Annotated in this window: 17 protein-coding genes and 1 other RNA gene; 17 read left to right on the forward strand and 1 reads right to left on the reverse strand. The window is 65.0% G+C overall.

Annotated features, from left to right (window positions below; translation table 11 throughout):
* Window position 1: 1 nt before the first annotated feature.
* A complete protein-coding gene (locus GY791_13200; GenBank protein MCP4329382.1) occupies window positions 2-880 on the forward strand; it encodes an EamA family transporter in 879 nt (292 codons plus the stop codon).
* 221 nt (window positions 881-1101) lie between these two features.
* Here the strand turns inward: GY791_13200 and GY791_13205 are convergent, their stop codons facing one another.
* The gene (locus GY791_13205) at window positions 1102-2202 is read right to left on the reverse strand and encodes a glycosyltransferase family 2 protein (GenBank protein MCP4329383.1); all 1101 of its coding nucleotides are present in this window, start codon (window positions 2200-2202) and stop codon (window positions 1102-1104) included.
* A gap of 237 nt (window positions 2203-2439) precedes the next feature.
* On the opposite strand from GY791_13205, the gene GY791_13210 reads away from it, so the two are divergent.
* The 16 genes from GY791_13210 (at window position 2440) to GY791_13285 (ending at window position 19355) form a co-directional block, all read left to right on the forward strand.
* Window positions 2440-3150, forward strand: a complete 711-nt coding sequence (locus GY791_13210; protein ID MCP4329384.1) for an N-acetylmuramoyl-L-alanine amidase — start codon at window positions 2440-2442, stop codon at window positions 3148-3150.
* Between the two features lie 34 nt (window positions 3151-3184).
* Window positions 3185-3581: RNase P RNA component class A (gene rnpB / locus GY791_13215), an RNA gene on the forward strand.
* Between the two features lie 475 nt (window positions 3582-4056).
* Window positions 4057-4521 carry a division/cell wall cluster transcriptional repressor MraZ gene (gene mraZ, locus GY791_13220; GenBank protein MCP4329385.1) on the forward strand — a complete coding sequence of 155 codons (465 nt, stop codon included), beginning with the start codon at window positions 4057-4059 and terminating at the stop codon, window positions 4519-4521.
* Window positions 4518-5489 (forward strand): 16S rRNA (cytosine(1402)-N(4))-methyltransferase RsmH, encoded by a 972-nt coding sequence (gene rsmH, locus GY791_13225; GenBank protein ID MCP4329386.1) that lies wholly within the window; start codon window positions 4518-4520, stop codon window positions 5487-5489. Before mraZ ends, rsmH begins: the two co-directional genes overlap by 4 nt.
* On the forward strand, window positions 5486-5842 hold the full coding sequence (locus tag GY791_13230) for a hypothetical protein (protein MCP4329387.1): 357 nt from the start codon (window positions 5486-5488) through the stop codon (window positions 5840-5842). The genes rsmH and GY791_13230 overlap by 4 nt, the downstream gene beginning before the upstream one ends.
* Window positions 5842-7587: a penicillin-binding protein 2 gene (locus GY791_13235; GenBank protein MCP4329388.1), complete on the forward strand. Its 1746-nt coding sequence runs from the start codon at window positions 5842-5844 to the stop codon at window positions 7585-7587. The genes GY791_13230 and GY791_13235 overlap by 1 nt, the downstream gene beginning before the upstream one ends.
* A 4-nt stretch (window positions 7588-7591) precedes the next feature.
* Window positions 7592-9049, forward strand: a complete 1458-nt coding sequence (locus GY791_13240) for a UDP-N-acetylmuramoyl-L-alanyl-D-glutamate--2,6-diaminopimelate ligase (GenBank protein MCP4329389.1) — start codon at window positions 7592-7594, stop codon at window positions 9047-9049.
* Entirely contained in the window at window positions 9049-10476 is a 1428-nt protein-coding gene (gene murF / locus GY791_13245) for a UDP-N-acetylmuramoyl-tripeptide--D-alanyl-D-alanine ligase (protein ID MCP4329390.1), read from the forward strand. The genes GY791_13240 and murF overlap by 1 nt, the downstream gene beginning before the upstream one ends.
* A gap of 14 nt (window positions 10477-10490) precedes the next feature.
* A complete protein-coding gene (locus GY791_13250; GenBank protein MCP4329391.1) occupies window positions 10491-11579 on the forward strand; it encodes a phospho-N-acetylmuramoyl-pentapeptide-transferase in 1089 nt (362 codons plus the stop codon).
* Window positions 11580-11583: 4 nt separating this feature from the next.
* A complete protein-coding gene (locus tag GY791_13255; GenBank protein MCP4329392.1) occupies window positions 11584-12978 on the forward strand; it encodes a UDP-N-acetylmuramoyl-L-alanine--D-glutamate ligase in 1395 nt (464 codons plus the stop codon).
* On the forward strand, window positions 12975-14102 hold the full coding sequence (gene ftsW, locus GY791_13260; protein MCP4329393.1) for a putative lipid II flippase FtsW: 1128 nt from the start codon (window positions 12975-12977) through the stop codon (window positions 14100-14102). Before GY791_13255 ends, ftsW begins: the two co-directional genes overlap by 4 nt.
* Entirely contained in the window at window positions 14099-15226 is a 1128-nt protein-coding gene (gene murG / locus GY791_13265) for an undecaprenyldiphospho-muramoylpentapeptide beta-N-acetylglucosaminyltransferase (GenBank protein ID MCP4329394.1), read from the forward strand. The genes ftsW and murG overlap by 4 nt, the downstream gene beginning before the upstream one ends.
* Window positions 15223-16662 carry a UDP-N-acetylmuramate--L-alanine ligase gene (locus GY791_13270; GenBank protein MCP4329395.1) on the forward strand — a complete coding sequence of 480 codons (1440 nt, stop codon included), beginning with the start codon at window positions 15223-15225 and terminating at the stop codon, window positions 16660-16662. Before murG ends, GY791_13270 begins: the two co-directional genes overlap by 4 nt.
* Window positions 16659-17606 (forward strand): UDP-N-acetylmuramate dehydrogenase, encoded by a 948-nt coding sequence (murB, locus tag GY791_13275; GenBank protein MCP4329396.1) that lies wholly within the window; start codon window positions 16659-16661, stop codon window positions 17604-17606. Before GY791_13270 ends, murB begins: the two co-directional genes overlap by 4 nt.
* Window positions 17599-18519 carry a D-alanine--D-alanine ligase gene (locus tag GY791_13280; protein MCP4329397.1) on the forward strand — a complete coding sequence of 307 codons (921 nt, stop codon included), beginning with the start codon at window positions 17599-17601 and terminating at the stop codon, window positions 18517-18519. Before murB ends, GY791_13280 begins: the two co-directional genes overlap by 8 nt.
* Complete coding sequence (locus GY791_13285; GenBank protein MCP4329398.1) at window positions 18507-19355, forward strand: FtsQ-type POTRA domain-containing protein; 849 nt, start codon at window positions 18507-18509, stop codon at window positions 19353-19355. Before GY791_13280 ends, GY791_13285 begins: the two co-directional genes overlap by 13 nt.
* Window positions 19356-19358 lie beyond the last annotated feature (3 nt).

Here is a 19358-nt window from a genome sequence, read left to right on the forward strand (position 1 = left end):
CATGCGCCCCGTTCACATCGTGCTCGCGGTCGCCGTGATGGCGATTTGGGGATTGAATTTCGTCATCGCGAAGATCGGGTTGATGCATCTCGATCCATTGATGCTGACCGGTTCCCGTTTCGCTCTGGTCGCCGCGATGCTGCTGCCGTTCGTCGGCCGGCCCCGCGGCCAGTGGGGATCGATCATCGTGCTGTCGCTGGTCATGGGCAGTCTCCATTTCGGCTTCATGTTCTATGGCCTGCGCGGCATCGATGCTTCGGTCGCCTCCATCGCCATCCAAATGCAGGTCCCCTTCGCCGCTCTGCTCGCCGCCTTCTTCTTCAAGGATTATCTCGGCTGGCGACGTTTGTTGGGCATGGCAGCCGCCATCCTCGGCGTCGTCGTTCTGGCCGGAGAGCCGCGGTTCGACGGCAACCTTCTGCCGCTTGGCCTGGTCATCGCCGCATCGCTGATGTGGGCGTTCGGCAATATCGTGATCAAGCGCATGGGCCCGATCGACGGCTTCCAGCTCAACGCCTGGCTGTCGCTGTTTACCGCGCCCCAACTTCTGCTCGCCTCGTGGGCCTTCGAGCCCGGCGCGGCCATAGCGCTGGTCGATGCCCCATGGCAGGCCTATGCGGCCATCCTCTACATGGCGGTGATGGTCACCATCGTCGGCTATGGCGCGTGGTATTTCCTGATCCCGCGCTACGAGGTCAACCAGACCATGCCGTTCACCCTGTTGGTGCCGCTGTTCGGCGTGCTGTCCGGTGTCACCATGCTCGACGAAGCCCTGACCTGGCGGGTCCTGGTCGGCGGTACCGCGATATTGGCCGGTGTCGCGGTCATCATCATCCGCCGCCCGCGCATGATCGCGCCGGAAGCGCAGCCCGACCGCTAGGTCCAATCAGCGTTTGATTGATTCGACCTTCGCCCCTTCGTCGTCCCGGATGCGATGCGGCACGAAGTGCTGCTTTGCTAATCCGGGATCGATCCCGGTTCTGCGGTGCACCGCTTCGCGCTGCGCCGCGCCCGGGATGACGGAAATGAGACCGCCACGTCGCTCTCTCCCCATTTAGAATCGGAGCGATGCAATCAAAAACTGAAATTCTCTAGCCCTTCCTAGCGCTTGCGCCAGGTGAAGGTGGCGTTCATGCCGTAGTTCCACACCGCGCCGACGACGGCACCGCTGAACCCGGCGAGGAACCAGATCACACCCCGATCGAAGAGAAACTGAGCGACGGTCACGTTGATCACGGCGCCGATGCTGCACGCGGCGTAGAAGGTTGCCAGGCCGCGCAGCGCGAGCCAGCCGCCGAGCCGTCGTTCGCGGAACGTGATGATGTTGTTGAGGTGAAAGTTGACGGTCATCGCAACGATGGTGGCGATCGCCTGCGACCACATGAACGGAAACTCGCCGATCCGGAACAGCAAGCCGAGCAAGGTCAGATGCACGGCGAGGCCGCCCAACCCGACCATTACGTAAAGCATGAACCCGACCGGGATCCAGCCGCGAAACAGCTTGTCGAGGACCAGCATGAGGAATTCGAGCGAGACCAGAACGTCGAGCTTGCTCTTGCCCGAATGGCGCGCGCGGAAGTGGAACGGCAGTTCCCGCACCGGCACCGGGCGGCGCACCGTGGCGAGAATGTCGAGCAGGATCTTGTAGCCGCGCGCGGTCAATCCGTGGGCCGCCTCATCGAACAGTTCGCGCCGCAACATGAAGAAGCCGCTCATCGGGTCGGTGAGCGGCATGCGCGTCACGATCCGGCTGATACGGCGCGCCAGCAGGCTCATCCGCTCGCGTGTCGATGACGACAACCCTTCGGCGCTGCCGCCTTCCAGGAAGCGGCTGCCAACAACGATCTCGACATCCTCGCTCTTCAGCACCTCCAACATCGTCGGCAACAAGGTCTCGTCATGCTGGAGATCGGCGTCGATGACGGCAACGAAGGGCGTTTCGGTTGCCAGGATGCCTTCGATGCAGGCCGAGGACAATCCGGATCGGCCGATGCGGTGGATCACCCGGACCCGGTCATTCTCTCGCGCCAGCCGTCGCAGTTCATCGCCCGTTCCGTCGATCGAATCGTCGTCGACATAGACGATTTCCCAGGCGTCGCTATCGAATGCGCGGCCGATGCGTTCGAACAGCGGCCGGACGTTGCCGACCTCGTTGAGGGTCGGCACGATGATGGCGAGTTCCACGGTCACGGTGCGTTGCAGACGCTAACGGGCGACGGCGACACCGCCTGTCGCGCCCAGCGGGAATGCTTCGATCTATGCGCCATGGCAATTCGGGAAAGGTTTGGAACGGGCCGGAACCGGTGTGGATGGGCGCAGCAATACAGGTCGGCGGCGGCCATTTCAACTCTTTGCGGCGCGACGTCGATCGGGTCTATTGCCGAACGCCGCGACCGTTTATCGTCGGGCCGGACACAATCGCAGGCGGCGCACGACGGCATGTCTCGAACCGGGGCAAAAAAAATCGACCGCTGGTCACCCAACCACGGGCCGCGGGTAAGCAACCCGGTGGATATTCTGTTGCTCCATTACACCGGAATGGAACGGGCGGCCGACGCCCTCGATCGGCTGACCGATGCCGAAACGGGGGTCAGTGCCCACTACATGATCGACGAGGATGGGACGGTCTATCGTCTGGTTGCCGAAGAGCGGCGCGCCTGGCACGCCGGCCGCAGCTGTTGGGCGGGAGAAGCCGATATCAACAGCCGCTCGATCGGTATCGAGTTGGTCAATCCCGGCCACGAATTCGGCTACCGTCCGTTTCCGCAAGCGCAAATCGCGGCCCTCATCGATCTCGCCGGCGAAATCATCGCCCGCCACCCGATCCCGCGATGGCGAGTCCTCGGACACTCGGACGTCGCGCCGTCGCGCAAGCTCGACCCTGGAGAGATGTTCGATTGGCCCGGTCTCGCGGCCGCCGGCATCGGCGTTTGGCCACAGGACGTCGACACGTCGGCAGTCGATCTTGCCGCGGCGGCGGACGACCTCGCGGCGTTTGGCTATTGCATGTCGGGTGGTGGCGACCGCGCGCAGACCGTGACGGACAGCGTGGTCGCGTTTCAACGTCATTACCGGCCACGGCGGATCGACGGCGAGATCGACGGTGAAACGGCTGCCCTTGCGAGGGCCGTGGTCGGCATGATGGATTGACGGCAAGCCCACCAGTCGCTACCTACGGAAAAGGTCAGGTGGCCGGATGGCCGCTCTTCGCTCGTTCGCGGGCGGGGGGAGGAAAGTCCGGGCTCCACGGGAACACGGTGCCGGGTAACACCCGGCGGGGGCGACCCTAGGGAAAGTGCCACAGAAAGCAAACCGCCGGCCCGCCTCCGGGCGCGCCGGCAAGGGTGAAAGGGTGCGGTAAGAGCGCACCGCGCGGCCGGTAACGGGCGCGGCACGGTAAACCCCACCGGGAGCAAGACCAAGTAGGGGCGGTCGCCGGTTCGCCGGCAGTCGCGTTCCCGCGATGCCGCCCGGGTCGGTCGCGCGAGGCGTCCGGAGACGGACGTCCCAGATGAATGGCCATCCATGGCGCGCCGCGAGGGGCGCCGGGACAGAACCCGGCTTACAGGCCACCTGACCTATTTTTCAACGCCTTGGGCGACCGGACGTGGCTCGGTCGACGGCCCCGGCCGGTCATTGCCGTCGCCCCGATGGGGTCCGCCTTTGACACCATTCGCTCACGCGCCACCGACGGCCAAATCGCTACCTTACAAAGGTTTGGTCTCGATAATTCAGCTTTGGAGTAAGGTCAAATCACCAACTTCCTTAATCTATTGTAATAGAACATAACAAGAACATTTGAATGAAGGAGAATAAATCGGGCAATCGGCGACGAGTCTTCTGGCATTCCCGGTATTGATGCCGTCGCAATACATCAAGCTCTCAAATTGCACCTGGAAAGCCTTGGTTTTAACCATATATTTACTTTACATTTCCATTGACGCCCAGTTTTCCCCATGATATCCCATATTGTCCCATATAAAACGGGTGGGAGCCCGGTGGGGCGTCGGGCCTTCGCTGTATTCGGGTTGGCGAAGGATGGTCTGGGGGAGATCGGTGACGCTTTTTCTGTCGACATATGTCAACAAAGTGGATCGGAAGGGCCGCGTGTCCGTTCCGGCCAGCTTTCGCGCCGCGCTCCAGGGCCAGAGTTTCCACGGAATCGTCGCATTCCGATCCTATAAGGATTCGGCCATCATCGGCTGCGGCATGGATTTCATGGAGCGATTGTCGACCAGCGTAACCGACCTCGATCTCTTTTCCGACGCCCAGGACGACCTGTCGGCGACGATCTTCGCCGACGCGCATCAGCTCTCGCTCGATGGCGATGGCCGCATCCTGCTAGCCCAGAATTTGGCCGACCATGCCGAGATTACCGACCAGGCCGCGTTTGTCGGCCGCGGCGAAACCTTCGAAATTTGGCAACCGGAGGCGTTCAACCAGCGTCTGGCGGCGGCGCGAGGGCGCGCCAAATCCCAGGGTGCAACGCTGAGTCTAAGGCCGCGGGGGAACGGCGAATGACCGCGGCGGCGCGAAATATTTCGGGCGGCGGACACGTGCCCGTCATGATCGACCAAGTGGTCGCCCTTCTGCAACCCCGCGACGGCGCCATCATCGTTGACGGCACCTTCGGTGGCGGCGGTTATAGCCGCGCCTTCCTCGGCGCCGCCGACTGCCGGGTCTGGGCCATTGACCGCGACCCCGACGCGATCGCGCGCGGGGCCGCGATGGAAGAAGAATTCGGCGATCGCCTTAAGTTGGTCGCGGGTCGCTTCGGCGACATGGCGCGACTGCTCGATATACGCGACGTCGCCGGCGTCGCGCTCGATCTCGGCCTGTCCTCGCCGCAACTCGACGACGCACACCGTGGCTTTTCGTTTCAACACGACGGCCCGCTGGATATGCGCATGTCCCAGGACGGGCCAAGCGCCGCCGACGTTGTCAACTCGATGGCCGAGAATGAACTCGCGGACATTATCTATAAGTATGGCGAAGAACGCCGTTCGCGGCGGGTTGCCCATGCCATCGGCGAGGCCCGGCGCAACCGGCCGATCACCCGCACGGCCGAGCTTTCCGAAATCGTCGCCCACGCCGTACCGCGCGCCAAGGATGGCCTGCATCCGGCGACACGGACGTTTCAGGCGCTCCGCATCTACGTCAACGACGAGATGGGCGAGTTGCGCCGCGGCCTCGAGGCGGCGGAGGCCCTGTTGGCCGCCGGCGGCCGTCTCGCCGTCGTCGCGTTCCACTCGCTGGAGGATCGCGCCGTTAAGGACTTTCTGAAGCTGCGCAGCGGCCGCGCGCCGCGGCCGTCGCGCCATCTGCCAGAGGGCGCAAACGGGCGCGAGGCCACCTTCCGCCTCCTCGGCGGCAAACCGATTCGCCCCGAAACGTCGGAAATCAGCGCCAACCCGCGCGCCCGCTCGGCCCGGTTACGGGCCGCCGAGCGAACCCCGGCGCCGGCCTGGCCGCAGGAGATCCCTCAATGATGCGGCGGTCGACCCTGATCTGGTTCGCGCTCGCCGCGGTGACCGGATATTCGATGTACCAGCTCAAGTACGACGTGGTCGCGCTGGAGGAAGACCTTGCCAAGCGCAATGGCGAGATCATCGCCTATCAGGAGGCGATCCATGTCCTCAAGGCGGAATGGGCCTTTTTGAATCGGCCTGGCCGGCTCCAGGATCTGGCCGAACGCCACTTGGATCTGGAGCCCGAGACGCAGCGCCACGAAGTTCAAGTTTCGGCCCTGACTTCGAACGACCAACAAGTGGCGCCGGTTGCCGCGATTCCGACGCCGCGCATCAAGCCGACCCTCGCCGCGGGCGGCAGAGGTTCGCAGTGATGTTCCGGCGCCGAGCAGCCCCCCAAGCGCCGACGAGCGCGGCACACGATGGCGGCCGCATCCGTTTCGACGGCGCCACGAAGCTGGTGCTCGAACGAGGCCGGACGCGGATGTTGATGGGCGGGCTGATGTTCGCCATCGCGTTCACCGTCATCGGCTTGCGGCTCGTCGACATGGCGATGATCGAGGGCGGCGCCGAACCGCGATTGTCCCAGGCACCGGTCAATCAGACCTACCGCATGGAGCGCGCCGACATCGTCGACCGCAACGGCGTGATCGTGGCGACCAGCCTCCCGACGGCGTCGCTTTATGCTGATCCGAAACTGGTCATCGATGCTCGCGACGCTGCCCGGCGGCTGGTCCGCGTCTTGCCCGAGCTGTCGGAAAGCGAACTGGTTGCGCGGCTCGAAAGCGAACGCCGCTTCGTTTGGATCCGCCGACATCTTACGCCGCAGCAAAAATACGCGGTCAATCGTCTCGGCATTCCGGGCCTCTATTTCCAACGCGAAGAGCGCAGGGTCTATCCGCAGGGCCGGCTTGCCGCGCATGTCTTGGGCCTCACCGATGTCGACAACAAGGGCCTCGGTGGCGTCGAACGCTATTTCGAAGACATCCTGACCAGCACCTCGGCTTCGGTTCAGCTATCGATCGACACCCGCGTTCAGCACACACTGCGGCGCGAACTCCAGGCCGCGATCGGCGAATTCAAGGCGCTCGGCGCCGCCGGCATCATCATCGACGTGCATAGCGGCGAAATCCTGGCGATGGCTTCGCTGCCCGACTACGACGCCAATACGCCGACCGACGGCGATCGCGCCGGTCGTTTCAATCGCGCCACCCTCGGCGTCTACGAAATGGGGTCAACGTTCAAGATATTCACCACCGCGATGGCGTTGGAGAGCGGCGTGGTCGCTCTCGACGGCGGCTATGACGCCACCCGGCCGATTCGCCTCGCCGGCTTTACTATCGACGACTACAAGCCGAAGCGCCGTTGGCTTTCGGTGCCCGAGATCTTCATCTATTCGTCGAACATCGGTGCCGCCAAGATGGCGCTCGACGTCGGCATTGACGGTCAGCGCCGGTTTCTCCAGGACCTCGATTTGTTGCGCCCGGCCTCGATCGAGTTGCCCGAGTCCGGACATCCCCTTTCCCCGGCGCGATGGCGGGAGATCAACACCGCGACGGTCGCCTTCGGGCACGGCATATCGATCAGCCCGCTGCAACTCGCCAGCGCCACCGCCGCGGTGGTCAACGGAGGCGTGCTCCGCCCCGCCACATTGCTGAAGCGGCTGGGCGACGAGCATCCCATCGGCCGCCAAGTGATATCGCCACGCACCTCGGCGGCAATGCAGTGGTTGCTCCGGCTCGCGGTCACTCACGGCACCGGCAAACGGGCGGACGTTCCCGGGCTGATGGTCGGCGGCAAGACCGGCACCGCCGAGAAAATCGGCGATCGCGGTTATGTCCACAACAAGTTGCTGTCGTCCTTTGTCGGCGCATTCCCGATGAACGATCCACGCTACGTCGTGGTCGTTCTGGTCGACGAGCCGAAGGGCAATGAGAAGACACATGGCTACGCCACCGGCGGGATGGTGGCGGCGCCCATCGTCGGCCGCGTCATCGAGCGGGTCGCGCCGATGCTCGACATTCCGCGGTCCTTCGACATCGCGGCGTCACAGGAAAACTCTACGTCGGCCGCATTCAAGCAGGCGGCGGCAAAAGGAAAGGTCCGTGCGGCTGAGTGAATTGATGGAAGCGAGTGGAATGGAAAACCGACCGACGGCGGCGATGGAGAACACGGAAATCCATGGTTTGACCATGGATTCGCGCCGCGTCGAGCCCGGTTTTCTCTTCGCCGCCGTTCCCGGATCGCATGCCGACGGTCGAGATTATATCGCCCAGGCCGTCGCCCACGGCGCGGCCGCGGTTCTGGCGCCGCTCGATACGCCGCAAGAAATTCTACCGGAGGAAATTCCACACCTTCTCGATTTGAACCCGCGCCGCCGCCTCGCCTTGATGGTAGCGGCCTTCTATGGACGGCAGCCGCAGCACGTCGCCGCCGTCACAGGCACCAACGGCAAGACTTCGGTCGTCAGTTTCACGCGCCAGATTTGGGCGCATCTCGGTTACCCGGCGGCGAGCCTTGGCACTCTTGGTATTGAGGCCTCGCATTATTGCGAAACCCTCTCCCTGACCACACCCGACCCAGTGGCCTTGATCCAGGAGATTGCCAAGCTCGCCGACCGGGGCGTTACCCACCTCGCCTTCGAGGCCTCGAGCCACGGATTGGAGCAATTCCGCATCGACGGGGTTCGCGTCACCACCGCCGCGTTCACCAACCTGTCGCGCGATCATCTCGACTATCACGGCTCGATGGAGACCTATCTGGCCGCCAAGGCGCGCCTGTTCCGCGAGGTCATGGCGCCCGGCGGCGCCGCGATTCTGAATGCGGACGCGCCCGAGTTCGAAAGCCTCGCCGCGCTGTGCCGCGACCACGGCCACGGCGTTATCGAGTACGGCCGCGCGGGACGGGAGCTGCGACTCGTTCGCCAAGACCTGGACCCGGGCGGCCAGGATCTGACGATTGCGATCGATGGCGCGGTCCACCATATCCGGCTGCCGTTGACCGGCGCCTTCCAGGCGATGAACGCCCTCGCCGCGCTCGGCCTCGTCATCGCCGAAGGCGGCGAACCGAATGCCGCCGTCGCGGCGCTGGCGAAACTTCAGGGTGTGCGCGGCCGGCTCGAGCCGGTCACCGGCCATCCCCGTGGCGCGGCTATTTTCGTCGATTACGCGCACACGCCCGGTGCCCTTCAAACGGTCCTGGAATCGCTGCGGCCCCACACCCGGGGGCGACTGTTCTGCGTCTTCGGCGCCGGCGGCGACCGCGATCGCGGCAAGCGTCCCGCGATGGGCGCCGCCGCGGCCCGCAGCGCGGACGTGGTTTTCGTAACCGACGACAATCCTAGAACCGAAGACCCGGCAGCCATCCGCGCCGAAGTCCTCGCCGGCTGCCCCGGCTGCGAAGAGATCGGCGACCGCGCCCGTGCGATCGCCCGCGCCGTCGCCGAACTAAGGCCCGGCGATACCCTTCTGATCGCCGGCAAGGGTCACGAGCAGGGCCAGACGGTCGGCAACCGGGTTATTCCTTTCGATGACGTGACGGTCGCGCGCGATGCTGTGGTTGCGCTTGAGGATGAGCCGTGATCGCGGCTCCCCCATTGTGGACCGCAATTGATGTCGCCGGTGCTGTCGGCGCCCCGGTAGCGGGCGAATGGACGGCGACCGGCGTCTCCATAGATAGCCGCTCGCTACGCCCCGGCGACCTGTTCGTGGCCCTCCGAGGACCTAATTTCGATGGCCACGCATTTATTGCCGATGCCGTCGCCAAGGGTGCCGTGGCGGCGGTCGTCGACCGAGTTCCCGACGGAATGTCTTGCGATGTGCCGCTTATCGAAGTCGGCGACACGCTGGTCGCGCTGACCGCACTCGGACGCGCCTCGGTCGAACGGGCGACCGCCCGCATCGCCGCCATCACCGGCAGCGTCGGCAAGACCGGAACCAAAGAAGCGCTGCGCCACTGCCTGGAACGGCAGGCGCCGACCGTCGCCAACATCGGCAACCTGAACAACCATATCGGCGTGCCGCTCTCCCTCGCCCGCATGCCGGCTGACGCGACCTACGGCGTGTTCGAAATCGGCATGAACAGCCCGGGCGAGATCGGCGCTCTATCGCGGCTCGTGCGGCCGAACGTCGCGGTGATAACTACCGTCGCCGCCGTCCACGTCGCCGCGTTCGATTCGATCCACGATGTGGCCGAGGAAAAAAGCGCGATTTTCGAAGGCATCAGGCCCGACGGGGTGGCCATCCTCAATCGCGAAAACGCGTTCTTCCCGTACCTCAACGATGTCGCCCGCAGTCACGGCGTACGTACGGTGATTGGCTTTGGCGCCCATCCGGAAGCCGATGCCCGTTTAGTCGATTGTACCGTCGAGCCGACCTCGACCGCGGTTTCCGCGATCATCGACGGCAGCGCGATCTGCTATCGCATCGGTCTGTCCGGCCGTCATCACGCGCTCAACAGCTTGGCCGTATTGGCGGCGGCAAAGGCGATCGGCGCGGATATCGGCGCGGCGGCGGTGGCGCTCGGTGATCTGACGGCGTGTATCGGCCGCGGACGCCGGCACATCGTTCCCGTCGCCGGCGGCGCCGTGACGGTGATCGACGACAGCTACAACGCCAGCCCGGTCTCGATGCGCGCCGCCCTGTCGACGCTCAACGCGACCCAGCCCGGCGCCGGCGGACGGCGGATCGCGGCACTCGGCGACATGCTCGAGCTTGGCTCGGATTCGGCGCGTCTGCACGTTGCGCTCGCCGAATCGCTGACCGAAAACGAGGTCGACCTGGTGTTCGCGGCGGGGACCGAAATGGCGCACCTTTACGGCAGCCTGCCGCAAGCCATGAAGGGCGGCTACGCCAAGGACTCCAGCGCGCTGGTCGACGACCTCGTCTCTTCCTTGGCCGGCGGCGACGTCATAATCGTCAAAGGGTCACATGGCAGCCGGATGGACATCGTCGTCGACGCGCTCACGGCCCTGGCCAGCCCCGGCGCCCGAATCGCCAATGGGCGATAGGGATAGGCCGGACCATGCTCTTCAACCTGCTCTCCCCACTGGCCGACCAAATTAGCGTCTTCAACCTTTTTCGATACCTGACCTTTCGAACCGGCGGCGCCGTTGTCATGGCCATGCTCATCAGCTTTGCGCTCGGACCTTTGGTCATTCGCTGGCTGCGTGCACGACAACGCGAAGGCCAACCGATCAGGGAGGACGGCCCGGAGGATCACATCATCCGCAAGGCCGGGACTCCAACGATGGGAGGGATCCTGATCCTTCTCGCCGTCACCCTGTCGACCCTTTTGTGGGCGGATTTGACCAATCCATTCGTCTGGATCGTGCTGACGGTGACGGTCGGTTTCGGGGCGATCGGATTTGCCGACGACTATCTCAAGGTAACCCGAAGCAGCAGCCGGGGCGTACCCGCTAGGATCAAATTTTCGTGTGAAATCGCGATCGCGACGTTCGCCGCCTTGCTGGTGCTCTTTCTCAGCGCCGAACCGATGGCCGGTGTGCTCACGGTCCCGTTCTTCAAGAACGTCGTCGTCAACCTCGGCTGGTTCTTCATCCCCTTCGCCGTGTTCGTCATGGTCGGCGCATCCAACGCCGTCAACCTGACCGACGGCCTCGACGGCCTCGCCATCGTGCCGGTGATGATCGTCGCCACCTGCCTGGCGTTGATCGCCTACCTCAGCGGCAACACCGTGTTCGCCAACTACCTCCAAATTCACTACATCCCCGGCGCCGGCGAGCTGGCCGTCTTTTGCGGCGCCATGGCCGGCGCCGGCCTCGGCTTCCTGTGGTACAACGCGCCGCCGGCGATGGTCTTCATGGGCGACACCGGATCGTTGTCGCTCGGCGGCGCCCTCGGCACCATTAGCGTCATCGTCAAGCACGAATTGGTTCTCGCCATCATCGGCGGATTGTTCGTGCTCGAGACGGTTTCGGTCATCGTTCAGGTGGTTTCATTCAGGCTCACCGGCAAGCGCGTCTTCCGCATGGCGCCGCTGCACCACCATTTCGAAAAAAAGGGATGGGCCGAGCCGACCATCGTCATCCGGTTCTGGATCATCGCCTCCATCCTGGCCCTGGCCGGGCTGGCAACGTTGAAGCTGAGGTGAGCCGATGATCGACGTCGCCAGCTTCAGGGATCGCGCGATCGCCGTCATGGGCCTCGGCCGGTCGGGGCTGGCGGCGGCGGAATCACTGATCGCGAGCGGGGCGGACGTTTCGGCTTGGGACGATACCACGTCACAGCGCGAGGCGGCGGCGGGACGCGGCGTTCCATTGCGCGACCTCCAGAAGGTCGATTGGCGGCCCTCGGATACGCTGGTCTTGAGCCCCGGCATAGCCGACACGCACCCGGCGCCCCACCCGGTCGCCGCCGCGGCGCGTGACGCCGGCGCCGCGGTCATCTGCGATATCGAACTGTTGTATCGCAGCCAGCCCAAGGCCGCCTACGTGGGTGTTACCGGAACCAACGGCAAGTCGACGACGACGGCGCTGATCGGCCATATCCTCAAGGCGGACGGCCGCAATATCGAAGTCGGCGGCAACCTCGGCCCACCGGCGTTAGCCATGCGCGCCCTCGGCGATGGCGATTGCTATGTTCTGGAGCTTTCCTCGTATCAGCTGGAACGTATTCCGTCGGTCGTATTCGATGTCGCCATACTGCTGAACATCACGCCCGACCATCTCGACCGGCACGGCGGCATGGACGGATATGTCGCCGCCAAGGCGCGCATCTTCAACGGCCAAGGTCGGGGCCAGACCGCGATCGTCGGTGTCGACGACGGTGCCTCCCGTTCGATCTACGACAAGCTGCGCGCGCGGCGCACGAACGACGTGGTGCCGATCGCCGTTGGCAAGCCGATCGCCGGCGGCGTCTATGTTCTGGACGGCATATTGACCGATACCGGCGGCGCCAATCCCACCGAAGTCGCCGACCTCCGCGACTTGAACGGCTTGCCCGGTGCCCACAATTGGCAAAATGCCGCTGCCGCCTATGCCGCCTGCCGTGCCATCGGCATCGCCCCAAACATCATCGTGGATGGTCTTATAAGTTTCCCCGGCCTCCCGCACCGGCAGGAATTGGTCGTTGTCGTCGACGGCATCACATTCATAAACGACAGCAAGGCGACCAATGCCGACGCGGCCGAAAAAGCACTACTTTGCTATGACAATATCTATTGGATCGCCGGCGGCCGGGCCAAAAGCGGCGGCATCGCCGACCTCAAACGCCACATCGACCGCATCGCCCACGTCTTTTTGATCGGCGAATGCGCGGACGATTTCGCCGTCCAGTTGGATGGCGGCGTCGCCCACACGATTTCGGGAACCCTGCCAGCCGCCGTCGACGATGCCTACAGCGCGGCGCGGTCCGATGGCCGCCCGGGCGCGGTGGTATTGTTGTCGCCGGCCGCCGCGTCGTTCGACCAATTCGCCAATTTCGAAGCGCGCGGAGAGGCTTTCCGCCGCAGCGCAGAGGCCATTGCCGCGCGCCAGGGGACGGCATCATGACGATCGTCGTCCCGCGCACCGATACCAGTCGGTTGGGCCAATGGTGGTGGACCGTGGACCGTTGGACGCTGGCCGCGCTGGCAGCGCTCGTCGCCTTCGGCGCGCTCTTGGTTATGGCCGCCAGCCCGGCGATCGCCGAACGCCTCGACCTGCCGACGTTTTACTTCGTCAAGCGCCAGTTCCTGTTGGTGCCGTTCGCGCTCGCCATACTGATCGGCGTCTCGCTGCTGTCGCCGCGTGCCATCCGCAGGCTTGCCGCCATCGTGTTTCTCGTCAGCCTGGCGCTGCTGGTGTCGACATTGGTGGTCGGCGCCGAGATCAAAGGTGCACAGCGATGGATCGCGATTGGCGGCTTTTCAATGCAGCCGTCGGAGTTCGTCAAACCCGCATTCGCCGTGGTCGCGGCCTGGATGTTCGCCGAGCAGAACCTGTCCGACACCTTCCCCGGCAATATCATCGCGACGGCGATGTGCTTCCTGATCGTCGCCCTTTTGATCATGCAGCCCGATCTGGGAATGGCGGTCTTGATCTCGGTGATCTGGTTCGCCGAGTTTTTCCTCGCCGGGATGCCGATCTTCTGGGTTGTCCTGTTCTTCGCCGGCGGCGTGTTCGCTCTGATCGCGGCCTATCACAGCTTCGACCACGTCGCCAATCGCATCGATACGTTTCTCGATCCGACGGCCGGCGACCGCTATCAATTGACACTGGCCCATGAGGCTTTCCTCAATGGCGGCCTGTTTGGGCGCGGCCCTGGCGAGGGCACCGTCAAGCAGGCGCTGCCCGACGCGCACAGCGATTTCATCTTCGCTGTCGCCGGCGAGGAATTGGGCCTTCTCGCGTGCCTGATCATCGTCACCCTGTTTGCCGTCGTATTGCTACGCGGCTTCGGCCGCATGCTTCAGGAGACGAACCTGTTCGTTCTCCTGGCGACGACCGGCTTGCTGGTGCAGTTCGGGCTGCAGGCGATCATCAACATGGCGTCGACCCTGCAGCTGATCCCGACCAAAGGCATGACCCTGCCGTTCATCAGTTATGGCGGCTCTTCCTACCTCGCCCTCGCGCTCGGCATGGGCATGGTGCTGGCCCTGACGCGCCGGCGGCCCGGTACCGGTGACAGTCTATGAACGGCGGCGCACAGGCGAAGCCCGTCGTGCTGGCTTCCGGCGGCACCGGCGGACATATGTTCCCGGCCGCGGCACTGGCCGGCGAATTGATCGATCGCGGATTTCGCCTGGCTTTATTCTCCGACGATCGTGGCGTGCGCTACGACGCCATGCCCAACGCGGTCGAGACCTTCGAGATCGACTCTGCGTCGCCGTCCGGCCCGCTGGCGAAGAAGGTCAGCGCCGCCTGGCATTTGTTGCGGGGCACCTTTCAGGCCAACGGTTTGTTGAGCCGGCTATCCCCATCGGCCGTGGTCGGATTCGGCGGCTATGCCTCGGTCCCTGCCCTGACGGCGGCGGTGCTGACGAAGCGGCCAATCGTCATTCACGAACAGAACGCGGTCCTGGGCCGGGCCAATCGGCTTTGGGCCGGCGCGGCATCGGCGGTCGCAGCCTCGTTCGACGACGTCGTCGGTCTGCCCAAGAAACTGCAGCAGCACGATTCGGTCATCGTCACCGGAAATCCGGTCCGCGCCGCCGTCCGTCATGTCGGCGAGACGCCCTATGTGGCGCCGGAAGCCGACGGCAAGCTCCGAATTCTCGTCCTCGGCGGCAGTCAGGGTGCAACCGTCTTCAGTGACGTGCTGCCGGCCGCGCTGGCACAGCTGCCAGAAGAGTTGCGGCAGCGGATCGACCTCAACCAGCAGTGCCGGCCGGAGGATCTCGACCGCGTGCGCGCGGCCTATGACCGGATCGGCGTCAGCCCGGTCCTGGCAACGTTCTTCGACGACGTTCCCGAACGTTTGGCGGTTGCGCACCTGATCATATCTCGCGCCGGGGCGTCGACCGTCTCCGAGATCACCGCCGCCGGCCGCCCCGCCCTGCTCGTCCCCTACCCCCATGCGATGGACGATCACCAAACGTGGAACGCCGCCGCTCTCGAGGCCGCCGGCGCCGCCTGGGTCGCCGCCCACGAGGAGTTCACCCCCGATTTTGTCGCCCAGCGCTTGGTCGCCCTGCTCGACAGTCCGGACGAACTCGCTTCGGCCGCGGCCAAGGCCCGCGCGCTCGGCCACGGCGACGCCGCCGCGCGTTTGGCCGACTTGGTGATCTCCGTCATCGGGCGTACGGAGGGTCACGCGTGAGAACACTACCCCTCACAATCGGCACGCTCCATTTCGTCGGCATCGGCGGCATCGGCATGAGCGGGATTGCCGAGATCCTGCGCAACCTCGGCTATCGCGTTCAGGGCAGCGATATCGCGGCGAACGTCAACGTCAATCGCCTGCGCGCGCTGGGCATCGAGATCGCCACCGGTCACGCCGCCGAAAATCTCGGCGATGCCGAAGTCGTCGTCGTTTCGTCGGCCGTGAGCGCGGACAACCCGGAAGTGGCGGCGGCCCGGGCGCGGCATATCCCGGTCGTGCGACGCGCGGAAATGCTGGCCGAATTGATGCGTTTGAAGGCGTCGATCGCGGTTGGCGGCACCCATGGCAAGACAACCACGACCTCGATGATCGCCGCCCTGCTCGATGCCGCTGGGCTCGATCCGACCGTCATCAACGGCGGCATCATCAACGCCTACGGCACGAATGCGCGGCTCGGCGACGGCGAATGGATGGTGGTCGAGGCCGACGAATCCGACGGCACCTTCGTCAAGCTGCCGGCGGTGATCGCGGTAGTTACCAACATCGACCCCGAACACATGGACTTCTACGGTTCGTTCGACGCCTTGCGTGACGCTTTCGATTCCTTCGTCAGCAATATCCCGTTCTATGGCTACGCAACGCTGTGCATCGACCATCCCGAAGTTCAATCGATGATCCCTCGGGTCTCGGACCGGCGCATCATCACCTATGGCACCAGCCCACAGGCTGATATCCGCGCCACCGATATAGGGCTCGATGCTGCGGGGTCGCGGTTCGATGTCACCATCGCCGATCGCGCAGGTGGCGGCGCCCGGCAGATCAAGGACCTGCGCTTGCCGATGCTCGGCGAGCACAACGTGCGCAACGCCTTGGCCACTGTCGCCATCGGCATCGAAATGGGCATCGACGACGATCTCATTCGCACCGGGCTCGCCGGGTTCGAAGGCGTCAAGCGCCGGTTCACGCGGGTCGGCATCGTCGGCGGCGTCACGATCATCGACGATTATGGTCATCACCCGGTCGAAATCGCCGCGGTGCTCAGCGCGGCACGCGCGGCGGCGGGCGACGGCCAGGTCATCGCCGTCGTCCAACCGCACCGATTTACCCGGCTGGCCGCTCTGTTCGAGGAATTCTGCACCTGCTTCAACGATGCCGACGCGGTTATCGTCGCCGACGTCTATAGCGCCGGCGAAGAGCCGATCGAGGGCGCCGACCGCGATGCCCTGGTCGAAGGTCTGCGGCGTTATGGACATCGCAGCGTCGAACCGCTCGACGATCCGGCGGGCCTTGCCGGCCTGGTTCACGCCATAGCTCGGCCGGGCGACCTCGTCGTTTGTCTCGGCGCCGGCAGTATCACGACATGGGCAAACGCCCTGCCCGAGCAGCTGACCGCGCTTGCGGCGGAAGCCCCACAGACGGGGACGGGTCGATGATGGCGGCGCCACGCACGGATCATCTGATCGATCGACTGCCCAAGGCGCGCGGACGGCTCATCGCCGACGCACCCCTTCACCGCTACGCCTGGTTCCGCGTCGGCGGCGCGGCGGAGGTCCTCTTCGAACCCGCCGACCGCGACGATCTGGCGGCGATGCTGCGGAGCGTCCCGCCGGGCGTCCCGATAACCGTCATCGGCGCGGCATCCAACTTGTTGATCCGCGACGGCGGCGTCGCTGGCCTCGTTATTCGCCTGACACGGGGTTTCGCGACGATCTCGGTCGACGGCGATACGGTCGTGGCCGGCGCCGGCGCCATGGATATCAATGTCGCGCGCCAAGCCGCCGCGGCGGGGCTTGGCGGATTGGAGTTCCTGTCCGGGGTTCCGGGTTCGGTGGGCGGCGCCCTGCGCATGAACGCCGGCGCCTATGGCCGCGAAATCGCCGACGTGTTGATCGACGCGGAGGCGATTGGGCGCGATGGAAACGTGACCAAGACCACCGCGGCGGATATGGGATTTTCCTATCGCCATACGACCGTCGCGGAAGATCTGATCTTCGTTTCCGCACGGTTCCGCGGCGCGGCCGACGACCCTCGAAAAATCGCCGCGCGCATGGCCGAGATTCGCGCCGCCCGCGAAGACAGCCAACCGATTCGCAGCCGCACCGGCGGCAGCACGTTCAAGAACCCGCCGCGACAGAAGGCCTGGCAACTGATCGACCGGGCCGGTTGCAGGGGTCTTGTCCGCGGCGGCGCTCGGGTGTCCGAACAGCATTGCAACTTCCTGATCAACACCGGCAGCGCGACCGCGGCCGATTTGGAAGGCCTCGGCGAGGAAATTCGGCGCCGCGTCAAGGCCGCCACAGGTGTGGTTCTGGAGTGGGAGATTCGCCGCATCGGCGACGCCCCCGCGCACGGCCTCCGTGAGGTTGGCGATGAATAAGCGCGTGGTGGTCTTGATGGGCGGCTGGTCGGCCGAACGCGAAGTATCGCTGGCCAGCGGTGCCGCGGTCACGGACGCGCTGCTCGAGGCCGGCTACGAAGCGACCACGGTCGACGTCACCCGTGACGTAGCGGCGATCATGGCCGCCCTGGAGCCAAGGCCCGACGCCATCTTCAACGCGCTCCATGGGCGCTGGGGTGAAGACGGCTGCATCCAAGGGCTGCTCGACATTGTCGGCATTCCCTACACCCATTCCGGTTTGCTCGCCTCGGCGGTCGCGATGAACAAGCCGATGGCCAAGATCGTGCTCGAAGCGGCCGGCGTGCCCTGCACGCCGGGCGGGGTTCATGCGGCGGCGGAATTGTGGGTCGGCGACGTGATCGATCGTCCCTATGTCGTCAAGCCGGTCGACGAGGGCTCCAGCGTCCTGGTCCGCATCGTTACCGAAACCGACGAGGCGGTCCCATTCACCGAAGAGGAATGGGTTTATGGCGATATCGTGCTGGTCGAGCCCTACATCCCCGGCCGCGAGCTGACGGTCTCGGTGATGGGCGACCGTGCCCTCGAAGTCACCGAAATCCAGCCCCGCGAGGGCTTCTACGACTACACCGCCAAATACACCGACGGCAAAGCCGACCACATCGTGCCGGCGCAGATCCCGGCCGAGGTGCATGAGGAAGCCCGCCGCCTAGCAGTGGTCGCACACCGGGCGTTGGGCTGCCGCGGCGTCAGCCGGGCGGACTTCCGTTACGACGATACCGGCGGCGAACCGGGACAACTGCTTTGTCTGGAGGTCAACACCCAGCCGGGCATGACCTCGCTGTCGCTGGTCCCCGAGCAGGCCCGGGCGATTGGCATATCGTTTCCCGATTTGTGCGCTTGGATGGTGGAGAACGCGCAATGCGACGTTTGACAGGCCGCAACAATCTTGCGCCGGGCGAGCGCCGGCGGCCGCCGAACCGGGGGCTTCGCAACGGCGTCCAGGCGACCGCCGTCCTGGCGATCGGTACGATCATGATCTGTGGCCCGGTCTGGCTGTGGCGGTCCGGAGTCATCGAAGACGGCGCTGCCAGATTGCAATTCGCCGCGATCGAGCGTCTGGCGGATTTCGGCCTCAGCGTTGAGAATATCGTCATCAGCGGACGGGTTGAAACCGAATCGGCGGAGGCCTTGGCCGCGCTCGGCGTCCGCCGCGGTTCGCCGATTTTCGCCGTCGAGCCCGAAGCGGCGCGGGAGCGTATTGAATTGCTGCCGTGGGTCGCGCGGGCGACCGTCGAGCGGCGGCTGCCGAACGAGCTCCGCGTCCAGATCGAAGAACATCTGCCGTTGGCTATTTGGCAGCACGAACGCCGCATCAGGATGATCAATGCCGAGGGTGGCGTTATCGACGTCGAGCCGCCGCGGCGATTTTCCCATCTTCCGGTGGTCGTCGGACCGGACGCACCCGATCACGCGCTCGGGCTGATACGGCTGCTCGGCACCGAACCGGATCTGGCGCGCCGCGTGGCGGCAGCGGTCCGGGTCGGCGGGCGACGCTGGAACCTTGAATTCGCCGACGGGATCAGCGTCAGCCTTCCCGAGCACGAGGCCGTCGCCGCTTGGCGCCGATTGGCGACCCTGGTTCGTGAAGATGACCTCTTCGACAAGAGCATCATCGCAATCGACCTCCGCCTATTTCCCGGCAAGCTGGTCATTCGACGGGCACCGGGCACCACCATCGCGTCTGATCAAAAAGGCAAGGAGACTTAGGAC

The sequence above is a fragment of the Alphaproteobacteria bacterium genome (assembly GCA_024244705.1).
In the GTDB taxonomy this organism is placed as follows: domain Bacteria; phylum Pseudomonadota; class Alphaproteobacteria; order JAAEOK01; family JAAEOK01; genus JAAEOK01.

Excerpts from the sequence above, each read along its gene's own strand:
- GY791_13200 (MCP4329382.1), top strand. The coding sequence starts at position 2 with ATGCGCCCCGTTCACATCGTGCTCGCGGTCGCCGTGATGGCGATTTGG.
- GY791_13210 (MCP4329384.1), top strand. The coding sequence starts at position 2,440 with ATGTCTCGAACCGGGGCAAAAAAAATCGACCGCTGGTCACCCAACCAC.
- rsmH (MCP4329386.1), top strand. The coding sequence starts at position 4,518 with ATGACCGCGGCGGCGCGAAATATTTCGGGCGGCGGACACGTGCCCGTC.
- GY791_13230 (MCP4329387.1), top strand. The coding sequence starts at position 5,486 with ATGATGCGGCGGTCGACCCTGATCTGGTTCGCGCTCGCCGCGGTGACC.
- GY791_13235 (MCP4329388.1), top strand. The coding sequence starts at position 5,842 with ATGTTCCGGCGCCGAGCAGCCCCCCAAGCGCCGACGAGCGCGGCACAC.
- GY791_13240 (MCP4329389.1), top strand. The coding sequence starts at position 7,592 with ATGGAAGCGAGTGGAATGGAAAACCGACCGACGGCGGCGATGGAGAAC.
- GY791_13250 (MCP4329391.1), top strand. The coding sequence starts at position 10,491 with ATGCTCTTCAACCTGCTCTCCCCACTGGCCGACCAAATTAGCGTCTTC.
- GY791_13255 (MCP4329392.1), top strand. The coding sequence starts at position 11,584 with ATGATCGACGTCGCCAGCTTCAGGGATCGCGCGATCGCCGTCATGGGC.
- ftsW (MCP4329393.1), top strand. The coding sequence starts at position 12,975 with ATGACGATCGTCGTCCCGCGCACCGATACCAGTCGGTTGGGCCAATGG.
- murG (MCP4329394.1), top strand. The coding sequence starts at position 14,099 with ATGAACGGCGGCGCACAGGCGAAGCCCGTCGTGCTGGCTTCCGGCGGC.
- murB (MCP4329396.1), top strand. The coding sequence starts at position 16,659 with ATGATGGCGGCGCCACGCACGGATCATCTGATCGATCGACTGCCCAAG.
- GY791_13280 (MCP4329397.1), top strand. The coding sequence starts at position 17,599 with ATGAATAAGCGCGTGGTGGTCTTGATGGGCGGCTGGTCGGCCGAACGC.
- GY791_13285 (MCP4329398.1), top strand. The coding sequence starts at position 18,507 with ATGCGACGTTTGACAGGCCGCAACAATCTTGCGCCGGGCGAGCGCCGG.